This is a genomic window from Porphyromonas endodontalis (assembly GCF_052173515.1).
Classification (GTDB): domain Bacteria; phylum Bacteroidota; class Bacteroidia; order Bacteroidales; family Porphyromonadaceae; genus Porphyromonas; species Porphyromonas endodontalis_A.
Window position 1 is genome coordinate 50617 of sequence record NZ_JBQMYL010000007.1, and the last position, 17368, is coordinate 67984.

Annotated in this window: 15 protein-coding genes; 1 reads left to right on the forward strand and 14 read right to left on the reverse strand. The window is 49.2% G+C overall.

The window, feature by feature from the left end; translation table 11 throughout:
- Positions 1–100 precede the first annotated feature (100 nt).
- Positions 101–1360, forward strand: a complete 1260-nt coding sequence (locus ACTTHR_RS04815; RefSeq protein ID WP_442605378.1) for a M16 family metallopeptidase — start codon at positions 101–103, stop codon at positions 1358–1360.
- A 32-nt stretch (positions 1361–1392) separates the two neighbouring features.
- On the opposite strand, the gene ACTTHR_RS04820 is transcribed toward ACTTHR_RS04815, so the two are convergent.
- From ACTTHR_RS04820 to ACTTHR_RS04885, 14 genes are all read right to left on the reverse strand, one after another.
- On the reverse strand, positions 1393–2091 hold the full coding sequence (locus tag ACTTHR_RS04820) for a copper homeostasis protein CutC (RefSeq protein ID WP_442605379.1): 699 nt from the start codon (positions 2089–2091) through the stop codon (positions 1393–1395).
- Positions 2092–2152: 61 nt separating this feature from the next.
- Complete coding sequence (locus ACTTHR_RS04825; RefSeq protein ID WP_442605380.1) at positions 2153–4453, reverse strand: S1 family peptidase; 2301 nt, start codon at positions 4451–4453, stop codon at positions 2153–2155.
- A gap of 38 nt (positions 4454–4491) precedes the next feature.
- On the reverse strand, positions 4492–5466 hold the full coding sequence (gene fmt / locus ACTTHR_RS04830; RefSeq protein WP_442605381.1) for a methionyl-tRNA formyltransferase: 975 nt from the start codon (positions 5464–5466) through the stop codon (positions 4492–4494).
- A gap of 28 nt (positions 5467–5494) precedes the next feature.
- Positions 5495–7294 (reverse strand): chloride channel protein, encoded by a 1800-nt coding sequence (locus tag ACTTHR_RS04835; protein ID WP_442605382.1) that lies wholly within the window; start codon positions 7292–7294, stop codon positions 5495–5497.
- Positions 7291–8697 carry a sugar transferase gene (locus tag ACTTHR_RS04840; protein ID WP_442605383.1) on the reverse strand — a complete coding sequence of 469 codons (1407 nt, stop codon included), beginning with the start codon at positions 8695–8697 and terminating at the stop codon, positions 7291–7293. Before ACTTHR_RS04840 ends, ACTTHR_RS04835 begins: the two co-directional genes overlap by 4 nt.
- Entirely contained in the window at positions 8694–9290 is a 597-nt protein-coding gene (locus ACTTHR_RS04845) for an L-threonylcarbamoyladenylate synthase (protein ID WP_442605384.1), read from the reverse strand. The genes ACTTHR_RS04840 and ACTTHR_RS04845 overlap by 4 nt, the downstream gene beginning before the upstream one ends.
- Positions 9291–9570: 280 nt before the next feature.
- Entirely contained in the window at positions 9571–10572 is a 1002-nt protein-coding gene (locus ACTTHR_RS04850; RefSeq protein ID WP_442605385.1) for an acyltransferase, read from the reverse strand.
- Between the two features lie 134 nt (positions 10573–10706).
- Positions 10707–11984, reverse strand: coding sequence for an NADH:ubiquinone reductase (Na(+)-transporting) subunit F (gene nqrF, locus ACTTHR_RS04855; protein ID WP_004333674.1), 1278 nt, complete (start codon positions 11982–11984; stop codon positions 10707–10709).
- 53 nt (positions 11985–12037) lie between these two features.
- On the reverse strand, positions 12038–12664 hold the full coding sequence (gene nqrE / locus ACTTHR_RS04860) for an NADH:ubiquinone reductase (Na(+)-transporting) subunit E (protein ID WP_004333542.1): 627 nt from the start codon (positions 12662–12664) through the stop codon (positions 12038–12040).
- A 38-nt stretch (positions 12665–12702) separates the two neighbouring features.
- Positions 12703–13323, reverse strand: a complete 621-nt coding sequence (locus ACTTHR_RS04865; RefSeq protein ID WP_004333846.1) for an NADH:ubiquinone reductase (Na(+)-transporting) subunit D — start codon at positions 13321–13323, stop codon at positions 12703–12705.
- A gap of 15 nt (positions 13324–13338) precedes the next feature.
- On the reverse strand, positions 13339–14076 hold the full coding sequence (gene nqrC, locus ACTTHR_RS04870; protein ID WP_442605386.1) for an NADH:ubiquinone reductase (Na(+)-transporting) subunit C: 738 nt from the start codon (positions 14074–14076) through the stop codon (positions 13339–13341).
- 31 nt (positions 14077–14107) lie between these two features.
- On the reverse strand, positions 14108–15304 hold the full coding sequence (gene nqrB / locus ACTTHR_RS04875) for an NADH:ubiquinone reductase (Na(+)-transporting) subunit B (RefSeq protein ID WP_315075537.1): 1197 nt from the start codon (positions 15302–15304) through the stop codon (positions 14108–14110).
- 15 nt (positions 15305–15319) lie between these two features.
- Positions 15320–16678, reverse strand: a complete 1359-nt coding sequence (locus ACTTHR_RS04880) for a Na(+)-translocating NADH-quinone reductase subunit A (protein ID WP_442605387.1) — start codon at positions 16676–16678, stop codon at positions 15320–15322.
- A gap of 201 nt (positions 16679–16879) precedes the next feature.
- Positions 16880–17146, reverse strand: a complete 267-nt coding sequence (locus ACTTHR_RS04885; RefSeq protein ID WP_442605388.1) for a hypothetical protein — start codon at positions 17144–17146, stop codon at positions 16880–16882.
- Between the last annotated feature and the right edge of the window lie 222 nt (positions 17147–17368).

Sequence of the window (17368 nt, forward strand, 5' to 3'; positions counted from 1 at the left end):
GGTACTTTTATTACAGAGGGGTCTCTCCCCATCCCACCACCAAAGATTTTCCACTATTCCCCTCGCCCATAGAAAAAGAGTCTTCTCGTACGCTCAAGCTATGCTACAACCCCTCGTCGAAACCGATCTCTATCAAGTGTATCAACTCCCCTCGGGACTTCGTATTGCCTACTACCCCGAGCCTAGCGCTATATCCTACGCCGGCTACATCGTACACACAGGGGCAGCCCAAGACCCCAATAGGTATCATGGGATGGCGCACCTCGTAGAGCACATGCTGTTTAAGGGCACCCCTCTGCGAAAAGCCAAGTCAATTATACATCGTATGGAGGTGGTGGGCGCCGACCTAAACGCCTATACGACCAAGGAAGAGACCTTCCTCTACGCTGCCTTTGGGCAGAAGTATGCCATACGTACACTGCAACTACTTACAGACATCGTACTACACAGCCATATCCCCGAGGAGGAACTAAAAAAAGAGAAGACGGTAATTATCGAGGAGATTAATAGCTATCGCGACTCTCCTGCCGAGATGATTTTCGATGAGTTTGAAGAGCATCTATTCCATGGTACCGCCCTCGGGCATAATATTTTAGGGTCAACCGCCTCGGTAGAACGCATTACAAGCAAAGCGGCTAGAGACTTCCGCCAGCATCACTACAGGGCAGACAATATGATCCTCTGCCTCCGGGGGCAATTCGACCTTGCGTGGATTTTCGACTTCTGCAATTACCACTTCGGGGGTACCCCTCCCACAAAAATAGAGCGCCCCTCCCTCTCTTGGGATCCCACCTCTGCTCTACTCCCCAACAAACGGCATGTTACGCATCGTTTCGACACCTACCAAACACACCAACTTATGGGGGGATTTGCCTACAGCATGTACGACGAGCGACGCATCGTGCTGACGCTGCTCAACAACATTTTGGGAGGGCCGGGGATGAACTCGCGGCTCAATCTAAGTCTGCGAGAGGAGGCCGGGCTGGTCTACTCCGTGGATAGTAACTACACGATATTCTCAGGCGGTGGGCTTTTCTCAATCTACTTTGGATGCGCCCATCGAGACGCCAAAGAAGCGACTCAAAAGGTGTTAGACGAACTCATGAAACTCTCTTCTATCCCTCTAGAAGCAGACGAACTTGCCAATGCCAAGCGGCAACTTATGGGACAACTTGCCATCTCGGGCGATGCTCGTGAGAACGCCTTTCTCTCTATGGGTAAGAGTGTTTTGTTCTATGGTAAGTACGATGCTCTAGACGTTATTGAGCGACGAATACAAGCCATCACGGCGGAGCAACTCCAATGCACAGCGCAGGAGCTTTTCGCCCCCGAGCGTCTTTTCACCCTCACCTATCACTAAAAAGAAAAACAAAAAGGGAAAGGGTAACTTCTCTACAAGAGGAGAAGTTGCTCCCTGGCACGTGTCACTTCCTCTGCACTTGTCGCTAGAGAACCATCCGCAAGAGGGCGACGGAAAGAACCATGAAAGCAACGGGCCCCCGTCTTTTGTGCCAAAGAGAGGATATTATCCGCCATCACCCCACTACCACACTGGATCTTAATACGATCCTTGGCCTGCGATACAAGATCGTGTAGCTCCTCAGCCCCCTCAAGAGCTGTAGCGGCTCCTCCCGAGGTAAGAAGGCGAACAAACCCAGCCTCCATGATAGAAGAGAGCAACGCGGCACGCCGAGGGGCAACATCAAAGGCGCGATGAAAAGTACAGGGTAATCCCCCCGCAGCCTCTAGAAGTTTTGCATTCGCTTCCGTATCGTAATCCCCCCCGGAGGTAAGGCATCCAAAGACAAATCCATCGGAACCTTCTAGGCGCATCAAACGTATATCTTCTGCCATTACTGCCACCTCTTCCGGGGTATAACAAAAGTCTCCTGCGCGCAGACGAATAAGAGGGAAGATGGCGATACTGAGCTTTGCACGGAGCTGACGCAAGAGCCCCAAAGAGGGAGTAAGCCCGCCCAGAGAGAGAGCAGAACAAAGCTCAATACGCTGCGCTCCGCCCTCTTCTGCGGCAAGAGCATCGTAATACTGCGAGGCACAAACCTCCAATTCCCAATCTTTCTTTGTACACATAGATACCGCGATGCCCCATTATAGTGGGCTTCTTTGATATTTACACGCTCCCCCTCTAGTCTTAGAAAGTCTGGGTTAAATTCCTATATACCTTTCCGTTGTACTCAATCGACCAAAGTACCCATTTATTCGAATCCAGCCGAGGGAGAGAAACATCGGTAACGCTTTGCGAGGTAGTCACACGGCAGAGGCGTTCTCCCAATATGGTATAAAGAGAAACAACAGCGGTTTTGCCGGAGCCCCCCTTAGGAAGAACAATCCGCATCGTATTATCGAGTAGGACAACGAAAGGACGCTCTTTTGCAGGGTCTTCTTCCTTGGAATTCCCATTCTGAATGGGCTGAACGATAGCATCGATCCAAAACGATCCGGTATATTGCAGGTCTGAGGGTAGATTCCCGCTATTCGACTCTTGCCACAAACTAGCCCCAAGGGGAAGGATTTGTGTAGAGTTACCCGAGCGTGGGAGCTGCTTGCTTCGTAGAATGGGGAGCTGCAAAGGCGTTGAAGAATTGTCTTTTGCTCCTGTTACCGAGATGTACAAATAAGCATCTTTGGTAAGTGTCACATTCTGAGGGATGGGCACAAAAAACTCCATATCTCCTCCGAGCGTACGAGGAGCCTTACCCCCTAAATGCGTGTAGTTAGGGTGACGGAGCTTTGTTGTATAAAGCTCCTCTTTGGGTCCTTTTGCATCACCACTATAGAGGGTTATATCCCCGGAGGGGAAAGTTCCGCCCGTAGTTGCCACAATTTTAAGCCCCAATACACGAGAGCTATCCGAGAGATGATAAAAGGTACGCACCCCGGAAATACGGGTGACATACTCTGCCGTACGTTCAATAGAGTCGCGCCGGAGCGAGTAGAGATTGTGCGACAGACGTTGCGGATTAAGGGGAGCATAGGGATCAAGTCCACCCAAATTGCGCTTGCCTGTAGACTTAGGGTCGAGCCATGGTTGCAGCCTTGTTGCATCTGACATATTGGCACCCTCCCAACAACGAGAGATAGCAAAATAATAGTCATTAAAGGGGGTATTACAATAGGAGCTTCCTCCTGTCAATCCTCCGATAATGCGCCCTTCCGGATCTAAGAGGGGAGAGCCCGAAGAACCTCCGGCCGTGGTACCCACCGCCCACTTATCGATGTGGTAGTGTGCATTAGTCCACACCTTATTCTTTACGTCGTAGTCCACAATAGGGATTTTGCTGTCGCAGCGAGTGTAACGAGCCGTGGAGGCTTGAGGATGGTGAATTGCCGTATAGGGAGGATTATGCTCCCCTGCATTCCACCCTGCAAAGTAGGGACGGTAAGAAGCCGGTACCCTGCCTACAGAATTCGCGTCCTCTTTTTCCACGCCCGTAATGCGCAAGAGACAAAGGTCGTGATCCTCATCCCATGCTACAATCTCAGCCCCCGAGAGGGTCTGTTCTTCGCTGGGGCGAGTAAGCACATTACCCGTCGGACTTCGGAAGTTGAAGTAAAAAACACACTGCCGCGCCGTATTTTCGCGATAAGCTTGGTTGTTGGCATAACTAAACGATCCGTTAAGACAGTGTGAAGCTGTAAGCACGTACGCCTCTCCATTTTCGGCAGTATTATTGATGAGAGCTCCGGAGAAGACAACACTACCCCGAGCAACAACCAGCACGAGGCTACGGCTCACATTGTCGAGTTCAGGATGCGTTACGATATTGGGGGCACAGTCTATTCCTCCGACAAACCAGGGTTCGCCCGGCTTATAAACCCCTGCGGTCTCATGCATCAGAGAGCGAAATCCATAAGAAACGCTCCCGATATGCAGATTTGGGAGAGAGTAATCGCCTTTTGGGGACTCATAGCGAACGATGAGCTGCTCTCCTGCCACAGGGGCGATAGCAAGACTGTTAGACTCCGTATTGTTGTGGGCTCCAAATGCTCCACGCACTATATTTCTCTCGGGAGAGAGTACAAAGAGACGGCTCCCCTCCTCTAGAGAATATCGATCGAAGAAGAGCTGAAGATAGGCTGCCCCCTCACTTCGGATGGCCAATTCCCAAATCAAATGCCCTTCGTTGTCGTACGATAGGGTGCCACTATTACTTGGGGAGAGGTCAACCTCCTGTGGGATTCCCATCCTAAATGTAGCGCGCACAAGGGGAGCTCCAAGGCTCTCTTCCTCCAAAAGTCGCTCAATCTCTCCCTTTGGGGGCGCTGGTAATGTAACGACCTTTTCAGCCCCAAACGAGGCGGAGCGAAGCTCAGAAGAGGCGGAGATATTAGAAGGCATCCCTCCCAAACTCAACTGAGCCAAAAGGGGCAACGAACTAGCTCCCACGACAGTGCAGAGAGAGACGGAAAGTATAATCGATCGAATTTTCATATTAAAATAGGCTGTATGGTGTGTGATTAGTCCTTCAATTATTCAAAAAATGCCCCCTCTCCTAGCTGTACTCCATTGAGAAAGTCTGCGATGGGCAAGCGTTTTTTAGCAGGGGCTTGCAGCTCTTCTATTGCCAAGATGCCACCTCCTGTAGCAACATGCAGAGAGCGACGAGGAGAGGGCAACACGGTGCCGGGCGTTGTACCCACAGGCAGAGGATCTTCGGAAACGACGCGTGTGACAAACAGTTTGTACGTCAAAGGCTCTCCAATACCGGGGGAGACAAGAGTAGTCCATGCCGTAGGCAAAGGGGATAAACCACGCACAAAGTTATGAATTTCTCGGGCAGATCGGCTCCAATCAATTCGTGTATTCTCTTTTGTCAACTTGTGGGCATAGGGCTCTTCGGTATCCTTCGGTTGAGCTATACCTTCGGGGATGTTGCCTTCTCGGCACGCCTGTAAAAACTCCCCGAGCAGGAGAATGCCCTCTTCTGCCAGAGTATCATAGAGATCGCCAAACAGGGTATTTTCGTCAATGGAGAGAGTGCGTTGCCCCAAGATATGCCCCTCATCCAAGCCCTTGGTAAGGCGGAAAAGAGAAACGCCCGTCTCCTTGTCTCCTGCCATTAGGGCATGATTGATGGGTGCTGCACCACGCCAGCGAGGGAGCAACGATGCGTGGATATTTACCGTCCCGAGGTCGGGCATTGCCCATAACTCCTCGGGCAGCATCCTAAAAGCAATAACCACCCCCAGAGTGGGTCGTAAGGCACGCATTTCTGCAAGAAAGCTCTCATCTCGGAGCCGCTCCGGTTGCCAAATGGGGAGCCCTAGGCGCAGAGCCTCCACCTTTACGGGAGATGGCTGCAACTTATGCCCTCGCCCTGCAGGGCGATCCGGAGTAGTCACCACCCCCACCACAGAGTAACCGGCCTCTACCAAAAAGGTGAGATGCCGCGCTGCAAAAGGGGCTGTACCCAAAAAGAGAATGCGTATATCTTGCTGTTCCATATAGTGCGACAAAAAGGATCTAGAGAGGTCAATCTCCTTGACTTAAGTCTGTGAGTACCTCTCGATATGTATTAAAGATCTTCGATTTAGAGATAAACCCGAGGTAGTGCCCCTCGGCATCTACGACAGGGAGATTCCATGCCTTGGTATCGTCGAATGTGCGCATTGCCTCCTCCATAGACATCGTAGACAAGATTTTGGCAGGAGGAGAAACCATGAACGTTTCCACCTGGAAGCGATCGTACAACTCGGGGCGGAACATAATATTGCGGATATTGTCGAGAAGAACTATCCCCACCAAACGTTTGTCCCCATCCACTACGGGGAAAACATTGCGTCGGCTCTCTCCAATGATTCGTACCACATCGCCCAACGTCATCTCGGGGGCTACGATGCTAAACTCCGTCTCGATAACACTATCCAGATTCATCAGAGTAAGCACAGCTTGGTCCTTTTGGTGCGTGAGCAATTTACCCTCTTCGGCAAGACGCAACGAGTAGATACTATGGCGCATAAATACCCGGATGGTACAATAGGCACTGAGCACAACCAACATAAGCGGAAGGAAAAGATTATACCCCCCCGTAAGCTCGGCAATAAGGAATACCCCTGTAAGAGGGGCGTGCATTACGGCCGCCATGGTTCCAGCCATCCCCATGAGGATAAAATTTTTCTCGGGCAGATAGACTCGGATAAAGGGGAAGTAATTGAGGGTATGCGAGAAAAGAAAGCCCGTAAGCCCTCCCACAAAAAGCGTAGGAGCAAAGAGCCCCCCACAACCTCCACCTGAGTTGGTAGCCACCGAGGCAAATACCTTAAAGAGAAGCACCAAGGTGAGGAAAAGCACAATCCACCAATACGAGTCTCCCAATGTGGCAAAGAGCGAGCCCTCCATGATGCTGCTGTAATCATTGGTCAGCAAGTGCTCAATAACACTATACCCCTCGCCATAGAGTGGCGGCATAAGTACAATGAGAACACTCAAAATCACCGCCGAGAGGAGGAAGCGATTGACATACTTAGGGATACGCTTAAACCGCCGCTCCAAAAAGAACATAATGCGGGAGAAGTAGAGTGCCACGAAGCCACAAAGGATGCCCAACAGGAGGGTATAGGGGATGCGATCTAGGATAAAGTCTTCGCTTTGCATGAAGCTAAACATAGCCTGACGCCCCGTCAGGATATAGGCGAGAGAGGCTGATGTAACGGAGGTGGTAAGCAAGGGCAGAATACTCACAAGGGTCAAATCCATCAAAAGCACCTCTATGACAAAAACTAATCCCGTGATAGGCGCCTTAAAAATACCGGCAATAGCACCGGCTGCACCACACCCCACAAGGAGCATCAGGTTGCGCTGCTCCATCTTGAAGAAACGCCCCAAATTAGAGCCAATGGCAGCCCCCGTAAGCACAATAGGAGACTCCGCTCCCACAGATCCCCCCATCCCAATGGTAATGGCACTAGACAAAACAGAAGACCACATATTATGCGGTTTGATACGGCTCTTGCGCTGAGACAAAGCAATAAGTATCTTGGTAACCCCATGGCTTATATCGTCTCGCACCACATAACGCACGATCATGGCAGTAGCAAAGATACCTACCGGAGGAAGCACCAAATAGAGATATTGATTTCGCTGTGCCGCCGTAGTGGCAAAGTGCTGGAGTGTATGCACCAATTCTTTGAGCACAAAAGCAGCTACCGCCGTAGCCAGTCCCACGATAAAAGCGAGTATTAAAACAAATACACGTTCACTGATATGCTTCTCACGCCAGAGGATAAAGCGCATGAGAGCACCGGGTTGTGTAGTAGTGGACGATGAGGTCATTTTCCTTCTCCGTTTAGTATCGTACGTATCGTATAAAAGAGCACTACAAGATCAAGCTTTAGCGACATATTTTCGTAGTAAAGCCAATCGTAGCGTAAGCGCTCGAGCATCTCTTCGAGGGTAGAAGCGTACCCATATCGCACCATTCCCCAAGAGGTAATCCCGGGCAAAACGTTGTGCAAGAGGTAGTAGTAGGGGGCATGCTCCACGAGCTGATCGATGTAGTATTGCCGCTCCGGACGTGGACCGACAAAACTCATATCGCCTCGCAATACATTGTAGAACTGGGGCAATTCGTCTAGTCTATAGCGTCGCAACCAACGCCCCAATGGGGTAACGCGAGGGTCTCCTTCGAACGAAAGTTGTGGGGTTTCACCCTCGGTATTGGTGTACATGGTGCGAAATTTGTAAATAAGGAATGGTTTACCTCGCTTGCCAATGCGCTCTTGCCGATAAAAAACAGGCCCCGACGAAGAGCGGCGAACTGCGATAGAAAGCACTAAAAAGAGGGGGGAAAGCACAACCAAAGCGAGGAGTGCAGCCACCCGATCGAAGCAGTACTTGAGGTTCTTTGCCAGCTCGCTCATGTTCGTCTCCGTCACTTCAATCATGGGTACTCCCATAAGTACAGCATGGGTCAGTTTAGGGCGCGGCTGCGAGAGCGGTACACTCTCTGCCTCTATATAGATAGGGAAATGGAAGCGATACATTGAGTAAAGAAGGTGCCCAGCTACAGGCTTCCACTCGGGAGAGACTGTAAGGTAAATAGCCGTGGGGGAGAGGGTAGAAAATATAGAAGCGATCTTGTGGGATAGCTGCTCCAAATCGGCACATTCGGGTGTAGCCTCCTCATCTATTAGCACTCGCCCTCTCTCTACAAAGCGCATAGTTTTGGTGCATTGAGCAAGATGCTCCACCTCCTTTTCGGTGCCCACAAGCAACACGCGCTCCCAATGCTCGGGATTATCTCTCTTTCGTATCCCCCCTAGGGTAATACAGAGCCGCCCCAAATAGACCCAAAAGAAAGCGAGGACGAATATCCCCACAAAGAGCTCCAAATAAACTCGGGTATCGAGTACAATATCGTCTACCACCCAACATAAAAATGAGACAACACTACCCACAAACACGGAGCAGAGCGTAACCCACAACTCGTCAAGCCGACTCTTATTGATGGGTTTATTATAGTATCCGGAGAGAGCAAAAAGAGCCATCCACACCAACCAAACCAAGCCGCTAACAAGCAAATTGCGCGGACTCAAGAGATAGGCACCTAGGCTCCCCCAAGAAGAAGTTACCCCCTCTACATTGTACCGCAAGATATTAAACAGAAGGATAGTCAGCAACATGGCCAGACTATCCGAGAGAATATACCTTAGACGATACAATAGAATACGACTCATGAACGCAGGATCTTTACTTCGCCACCCAACCCTATGGATATAATTTCGCTAGGACGCGCCGGCGCGCATTCGTCTTGACGGATGGGGACGACATAGTCCACAGTGGATTTAATCTCCTCCGAGATCTCTGCAAAAATCTTGGGAGCAGGTTGCCCCGAGAGGTTCGCACTCGTAGAGACCAAAGGTACTCGCACAGCTGCACAAAGAGCTCGCGAGAAAGCCTCGTGCGTGATACGGATACCCAACGTACCCTCGGGAGCAATCAGCGAAGGGGCGACATTGCGTCCTCCCGGGTAGATAAGAGTCAGAGGAGACACCGCCGCATCAATCAATTGATAGGCAATATCAGGCACCTCACGCACCAATCCCGGCAACTTGGCATCGCTATCGATAAGTAGCAACATAGCCTTGCTCTCGGCACGTCCTTTGAGAGTAAAAATACGTTGTACTGCCTCTTCGTTGGTGGCATCGCACCCCAGCCCCCAAATAGTATCGGTGGGATAGAGAATAATCCCCCCGGCTTTGACTACCTTGGAAGCCTCCTGCACCGCCCTCTTATATTCTTCGGTTAATGTGTTGCGTTGAACATCCATTAGAGTTTACAAACTAAGCTTCGAAATACACGAGGACAAAGATACAATTTTGAAAGCGTTGCGCCATCAATCTAAATTCTTTACCTCACAAAAAACAAAGACAGGTGCGAAACACAGAAAAATATTGCGCTACTTTTTGGGGGAGGGTACAGGGTAAAAAAGAAATGTTTTTCGGGTGGTTTTTCGTAGAATCTAGGGCAAGAACGGAAAATTTTTAGAGCAGACATTCCCCCCTTTTTCAGGGAGAGAATTTTAAGGATTTAGGAGCGGCGTGGTGTTTTCAGAGGAAGGGGCGTAGGGGGCGCACTTTATACAAGATCGAGACCCCAATAAAAGAAAGTAGCGCCGTAAGGCTCCAGCGCAAAAGGATCGAAAGCAAAGCCTGCTCCATAATCCAAGGGAACCACAGAAGAAAGGGCTTTGTAACCACATCCAACACCACGATATGGATGAGATAAACACCCAAAGAACGAGCTGAAAAGGAGCTTAGGAACCTAGGATTATAGGCAAGGTGAGGACGAGAAGAGAAGAGCGCAAAAAGGCTAATGGTAGCCATAGCTACGAGGGGTGATAGGTTGCTCGTCACATACTCCGCCCAAGAGGAGCCATGGTATAGCACGAGCAGGCTTATCATAGCCAGCGTACCCGCTCCATAAAGCACGCCCCAAAGAGACTTTTTTGCCAACGCATGTTCCTTCAAGACATACCCTAATAGGTAGTATCCAAGATAGGGGATAAATAGAATGGGAATAGGAAGCTCTACTTGGTATACGAAGAGAAAAAAGCTACCGATTACCTCCAAAAGGAGAAGCCCCACGGCGATAAGGGTCAGATCCCTAGAGCGTGATACTCTCTCTATGACCCGACGAAGGAGAGGCGTTACAAGGTACAGCCCAAGAAGAGGGGGTAGAAACCAAAGATGAAAATAGCCTTTTGCCCAAAAAAGATGGAGGGCATACTCCGCAACATCAGCCCCTTTGACCCAAAAATAGAGGTAGTAAAGAGGAAGCCAAACAGCGAGGGGGATGAGAAGTCGGGGTAAACGTTTGCGATAGAATGTAGAGGGTTTCTCAATGGGTTGAGCGAGAAGAAAGGCTCCACTTAGCATAAAAAAGAGGGGCACCCCTATCTGCACGAAGCCCTGCACCAAAGCTGCAACATATCCGTTACTACTCTGCCAATGCTCCGGAGCGAGGTACTGCCCCGACGTATGAATGCCAATCACAAAAAAGGCAGCAAGAGCGCGGAGGGCATCCAGCCCCTCATGTCGGGTTGCATCCATCGTATCTAAGGAATCTTTCTTCTACAAAAAGAGCCTCTCTAGCAAAGCTCTCGGCCATCTCTCCTTTTGGGTAGTGCCTTGATATTCGCTAGAGAAGCTCCTTGTACATTTCGCTTCTGATATTTCCTCCGAGGTCAGCCGCCAAAGTCGTCGAAGTTGACCTGCTCACGAGGCACGCCCAAGTCTTCGAGCATCTTATTGACAGCATTGGACATGGGGCCCGGTCCGCACATATAGTACTCGATATCTTCCGGAGCCTCATGATCTTTGAGGTACATATCGTATATAACCTGATGGATAAATCCGGTAGCTCCCGTCCAATTATCTTCGGGTTGAGGGTCACTCAGGGCGATAACGAAGCGGAAGTTGGGGAAGTTCTTTTCTATCTCGCGGAAGTCCTCTTCGTAGAAAATTTCACTCTTAGAGCGTGCTCCGTACCAATAAGAGACCTTACGCCCCGTCTTTACCGTATTGAAAAGGTGCAAGAGCTGAGCACGAAGGGGAGCCATACCTGCCCCACCGCCGATATAAAGCATCTCGGCATCGCTATCTTCATGAATATGGAAGTCTCCATAGGGACCACTCATCGTCACCTTATCTCCAGGCTTGAGAGAGAAGATATAGGAAGAAGAAATACCCGGCATAACACCTGCCTTCCAAGTGCCCGTAGCTCGGTCGATAGGCGGAGTGGCAATACGGACGTTGAGGGTAATGATGTTCCCCTCAGCAGGATAATTCGCCATTGAGTAGGCACGAATTGTCTCTTCTGTATTTACAGCCTTCAAGCCAAAGAGCCCCACTTTTGCCATACGCTCCCAGTCTTTGCGGAAGCGATCATTCCCCTCTTTATCGCATATATCGTAGTCGGAATAAGAGATATTGTATTTGGGGATTTTGATCTGTGCATAGCTCCCGCTCTTGAAGTTCATCACTTCGCCTTCGGGCAGTTTTACAACAAACTCTTTAATGAAGGTGGATACATTGCGGTTGCTAACAACCTCGCATTCCCACTCTTTCACTCCAAATACAGACTCAGGAACGATGATCTTGAGATCCTCTTTCACCTTCGTTTGGCAGCCCAAACGCCAATGCGCTTTCTGCTCCTTGCGGCTAAAGAATCCCTTCTCGGTAGGAAGGATTTCGCCCCCGCCCTCTACCACTCGGCAGCGACATTGTCCACAGCTACCACTTCCACCACAAGCAGAGGAGAGGTAAATACCGTTGTTTTGTAGCGTATTAAGCAGGGTGCCTCCTATGGGGACTTCGAGTTTACGCTCGTCATTTACTGTGATGGTTGCATTGCCCGAGGGAACAAGTTTGCTCTTAGCAACAAGTAGGGCAATGACCAATATAAGGGTGATTACGAGGAATATAACTACGCTCGCAATGATTACGATAGAATTAATCGCCATATCGTGTATTCCTTTTTATTACTTAGTCTTCTACGAACTCTCCGGGTTGCCTCTTAAAGTTTAACCCCCGAGAAGCAAACGAAAGCCATCCCCATTAGCCCCGTAACAATGAGGGCTATACCAAAGCCTCTCAGCGGCTTCGGGATATTGGAGAATTGCAATTTTTCTCGGATTGCAGCCATCCCGAGGATTGCCACGAGCCAACCAATACCCGAACCAAAGCCGTAGACAGTTGCTTGCCCTAGGTCTACAAATTCACGTTGTTGCATGAAGAGAGAACCTCCCAAGATGGCACAATTCACAGCAATGAGAGGCAAGAAAATCCCGAGTGATGCGTACAAAGAGGGTGCATAACGCTCCACTACCATCTCCACCAATTGGGTAAAGGAGGCAATGACTGCAATGAAAAGGATGAAGGAAAGGAAGCTAAGGTCTACTGTAGCAAAAGAGGGACTAAGCCACGTGAGTGCACCCTCTTTGAAGATGTAGTTTTCTAGTAAATAGTTGATCGGGAGGGTACAGGTAAGCACGAATGTCACTGCAATACCCAAGCCCAATGCCGTCTTCACATTTTTCGATACCGCGAGATACGAACACATCCCGAGGTAGAAAGCGAAGATCATATTATCGATAAATACCGAGCGAAAGAAGAGGCTCAGGAGATCTACTGCGTAATTCATAATCAGTCTTTCTAGTATAAATTATCCTACTCTTCTCTCTACGCTTCTTGTAGATTTTTATTGTAACTCCGTTGTACCCACACGATACAAGCAAGTATGATAAGAGCCATGGGAGCCATATTCATAAGACCAAAATTGGCATATCCTGCATCGTAGAAAGATTGAGGGATAACGCGGAAGCCGAAAATACTTCCATTGCCCAATAGCTCACGCACAAAGCCAATAATGAGTAGCACCATACCGTATCCAACTCCGTTACCTACCCCATCGAGGAACGATTCCCAGGGTTTATGCCCGAGAGCGAAGGCCTCAAGGCGTCCCATGAGGATGCAGTTCGTAATGATAAGACCAACGTACACCGAAAGCTGTTTGCTGATGTCGTAGACGTAGGCTTTGAGTACTTCATTTACGATTGTTACAAGAGCTGCTACCACCACAAGCTGCACAATGATACGAATACGTGTGGGGATGGTATTACGAATCAACGAAATAATAACATTGGCAAAAGCCAATACAGCCGTTACAGAGAGCCCCATTACAAGAGCGGGCTTGAGCTGCGACGTAACAGCAAGAGCCGAACAAATACCCAGCACCTGGATAAGTACAGGATTGTTGCTACTGAGCGGCCCTAGTAAAACCTCTTTATTTTTGTTTGCCATAATCTCTATTCTTCCTTATTTGGTAGCGTTGGCTTGAAGATATTTCTCGTAGGGTTTAAGCGAACTCGTGAGCATCGCATCAACCCCATTGCTGGTAAGCGTACCTCCGGTTACTCCATCTACAAATTCACGTTCGTCGGGCGACTTACCATTTTTCACCACGGCAATCCCTATCACTTGCCCCTCTGTGTTGGCAATATGCTTGCCGATAAAGCGAGAGGAGAAGTGCTCTGTTGCTATTTCGGCACCCAGCCCCGGAGTTTCTCCGGCATGCCCAAAGTCGCTGCCAAAGACAGTGGTTCCGTCCATATCAATAGCCATATAGCCCCAGATTACATTCCAAAGTCCGGCTCCATTGAGAGGGATAATGAATTTTTTCATCCCATCAACTTCTGCGACATACAGTGGAAGCTCGGCATCGGGATTGGTTGCGAGCAACTTAAATTGATTGGCAGTATTTAGATTGAATGCGGCATTATTGGCAATCTCTTCGCCCTCAAACGTACGAAGCACTTCGCCCTTGGCATTAATGAGGAGCTCCTGTTTGATGATGGTTTTGTAGAGCTTGGTCACCTCTTTTTTACTGGGGGCAACCTGATGTACGGAGCGGAGGATCTGCTCCATCTTGTCTATCTTGATATTCTCTTCTTGGGGTGCCTTGAGTACCTGTGAGGTGAAAGCAAGAGCAACAGCTACGAGAGCAACCATAATGGCTGCGTATACTATAGTGTATGTATTACTCTCTCTATTCATAGTTTCTTGTCTATTACAAAGCTCGGATTGATTAGTTTGCCCTTTTTAGACGGCGAGCACGACGTTTGATATTCGCGTTCACCACAAAGTAGTCGATAAGGGGAGCGAATACATTCATGAGTAGGATGGCAAGCATCATGCCCTCAGGATACCCGGGGTTGAGTACTCGGATAAAGACGCACATGACCCCAACAAAGAATCCATAGATCCACTTGCCGGTCTCAGTACGTGCCGAGGTTACAGGGTCCGTTGCCATGAAAACAAGCCCAAAGGCAAAGCCACCATACAAAAGGTGCATGAGGGGAGTCATTTGCATGGCTGCCGTAGAGCCGATAGCGTTGAAAAGCAGAGCCATGAGAGAAGCTCCTACAACGCCCGAGAGCATAATCTTCCAACTTGCAATCCCCATCCAGATAAGCAATGCAGCCCCTATTAGGATGGCTAAAGTAGAGACCTCTCCAATAGAGCCCGGGATAAAGCCCAAGAAAGCATCAAGATAAGAGAGAGGTTCGTTTACGATATTGTGCAACGCGGGGAGAGATTCTCCAGCGGTAGCAATCTGCCCGAGGGGAGTTGCTCCGGAGTATCCATCCACCAAAGTACCGGCTCCTACTCCAAAGCTGTCACCGGTACGGACAAAAACGCTGTCTCCCGTCATCATGGTTGGGTAAGCAAAGAAGAGGATTGCACGAGTGATCAACGCCACATTGAAAATATTATATCCCGTACCACCAAAGACTTCCTTGGCAAAAATTACAGACATGGCCGTTGCTACGGCAATCATCCATAGTGGGGTATCTACCGGAACGATGAGGGGAATCAAGAATCCCGTTACTAGGAATCCTTCTTGTATCTCCTCTTTTTTCCATTGAGCGACAGTAAACTCAATCCCCAATCCCACTACATAAGCTACGATGAGCTTAGGCAATACCGCAAGGAAACCAAAGCCAAAAAGCGCCCAAAACGAGCGAGTGGCAAGCTCCCCGATGGCGAGATAATGCTGGTATCCCACGTTGTACATACCAAAGAGCAGCGAGGGTATTAAGGCGAGAATCACCATACTCATGACTCGCTTCGAGTCTATTGCGTCGTGAATGTGGGTCCCCCTACGAGCGGTATCGTGAGGCACAAACATAAACGTTTCCATCCCCTCAAAAAGCGAATGGAAGGCATGCAACTTACCCCCTTCGGAGAAAGTCGCACGATATTTATCAAAGAATCCTTTCATATCTATAGAGAAGGGTTAGTTCATTTCTTTGTAGAGGAGGTCGAGCCCGTTGCGTATGATGTACTGCAATTCCATCTTCGAAGAGCAGACAAATTCGCACAACGCAAAATCCTCGGGCGCCACTTCGTAAATCCCCAAAGCCTCCATTTTGTCGATATCATAGGCAATAGTGGCTTTGATCAGATGCTCGGGGAAAATATCCATGGGGAAAACGCGATCGTATTCATGGCTCATAATCATAGCCCTCTCGCCGCCCTTGATGCGTGCATCGAAGGCATATTCTCGCTTCTTCCCAAGCAACCACGAGAAGTAGCTACGGTTAGCGCTAAACTGCTTAAAGCGAGGAGCGATCCAACCAAAGGCTTCGTCGTAATCGTCACCTTCGGGGATAATGCTTATCAAATCAATGTTGAGTGAAGCAAATGGACGCTCATCCGAGATACGCACTCCCGTAAGGACGTCTCCATTGATAATCCGTTCGTGCTCTTTTTTGACGCAGAGATCGGAGCCGTACAGATCTAGTACTCTTGCTCCCGGAGTTATAGTCACATAACCACGTTGCGCAGCATCGGAGCCAGCAATGACTATCGTACGAGAGAAATCTACCTTACCCGTGCGCAAGAAACGCCCTACAACGAGCAAGTCCGTGGCCTTTAAGGTCCACACAACTTCTCCCTTATTGAGGGGGCGGATATGGTTAATAAGAACTCCCACATTACCTGCAGGGTGAGGCCCCTCTACGGAAACAACCCCCACTCCTTGAGGTGCTGTAAAAGCGAAATTCGCAGGAACGCCCAAATATACAGAACCCTCCGTGAGCGTCTGTAGAGCAGAAAGGGCTACTTGCAAGTCCTCTTCTCTATCCTTTAGTAGATACTCCATAGAGGGAGCTAGGGGAGCGGTCAAATTGGCCGTTACGAAGATGTCTCTCGGCATCTCCCGAGGATTGGCAATCCTATCATAGGGGCGTTGTTTGAAAAATGCCCACATTCCCGAGCCAAGTAGCATATCAAGGAGAGCCTCACGAGAGGTATTCTCCTTTTTATAAGGAGCAAAAGAGACAGAAGCCGTCTCCCCTGAGGGACGCACTTCAACGCTCAGAATCTTTCGTTTTGCCCCTCGATTGACAGCGACAACCTCGCCGGCTACAGGGCTTGTGAACTTAATTTCGGGGAAAGTTTTATCGTAAAAAAGAGGCGTACCGCACTCTACCTTATCGCCTACATGTACCAAAAGCTTTGGGGTTACACCCACATAGTCATCGGGGACCAACCCATAGGTACTGCTTGGCTTAGGGGCACTCAAATGCTCCAGCGGGGCTTTCCCTTTCAGATTCAAGGAGAGGCCCTTTCGTATTTTTATCGATTTAGCCATGACTACAATCTCTGTCGTTGCTACAAATTCAGTTTTGCAAAAGTAGTCAAATTCCATCAAACAGATATCCTGTTGGATGGAATATTACGACCTTTAACAACAAAAATTGCCCTCAAGTAGAGCGTTGAGAATAGGGATTAGACCACGAGCGGGCTAATCCAACGACAGAAAATTATTTGTTATGCAGAGGGGCTTGTAATCCTACTGCTCAGGATTCGTATCTTTCTCTTCTGTAAAGTCTACATACTCCCCTTGCCCCTTGTCAAATTTGCGCTTATCAACGGTCGTGATATCCACCTTTTCTCCAGGCGAGCGGCGTGACTCTCTCTCTCCTCTTCTCTTCTGAGAACGAGAGGCTTCTTGGGAGGCATTATACATCCCTGCACGGCGCAAAAACCATTTCAGGATCTGAATACGGAAGAGGTAAAAGAGTACCCCTATAAGGAGGATTATGAGGAAAAAAGTCATACTACCAACGGATCACTACTTGTTATAAGACCGCCACAAAAAGCGATGACACCCAGAGCTGACAAGGCAACCTATAATAAAAGGGATCACACCTTCCGACCCTATGTAAGGGCTACACAACATGCCGCAAACAAGAAATAGTACAATACGGAGCCAAACCGACTTGGCGTTCGGAACAAGAATGAAGTAAAGGAGCAAACCTGCAAGAAGGATTACGAGAAA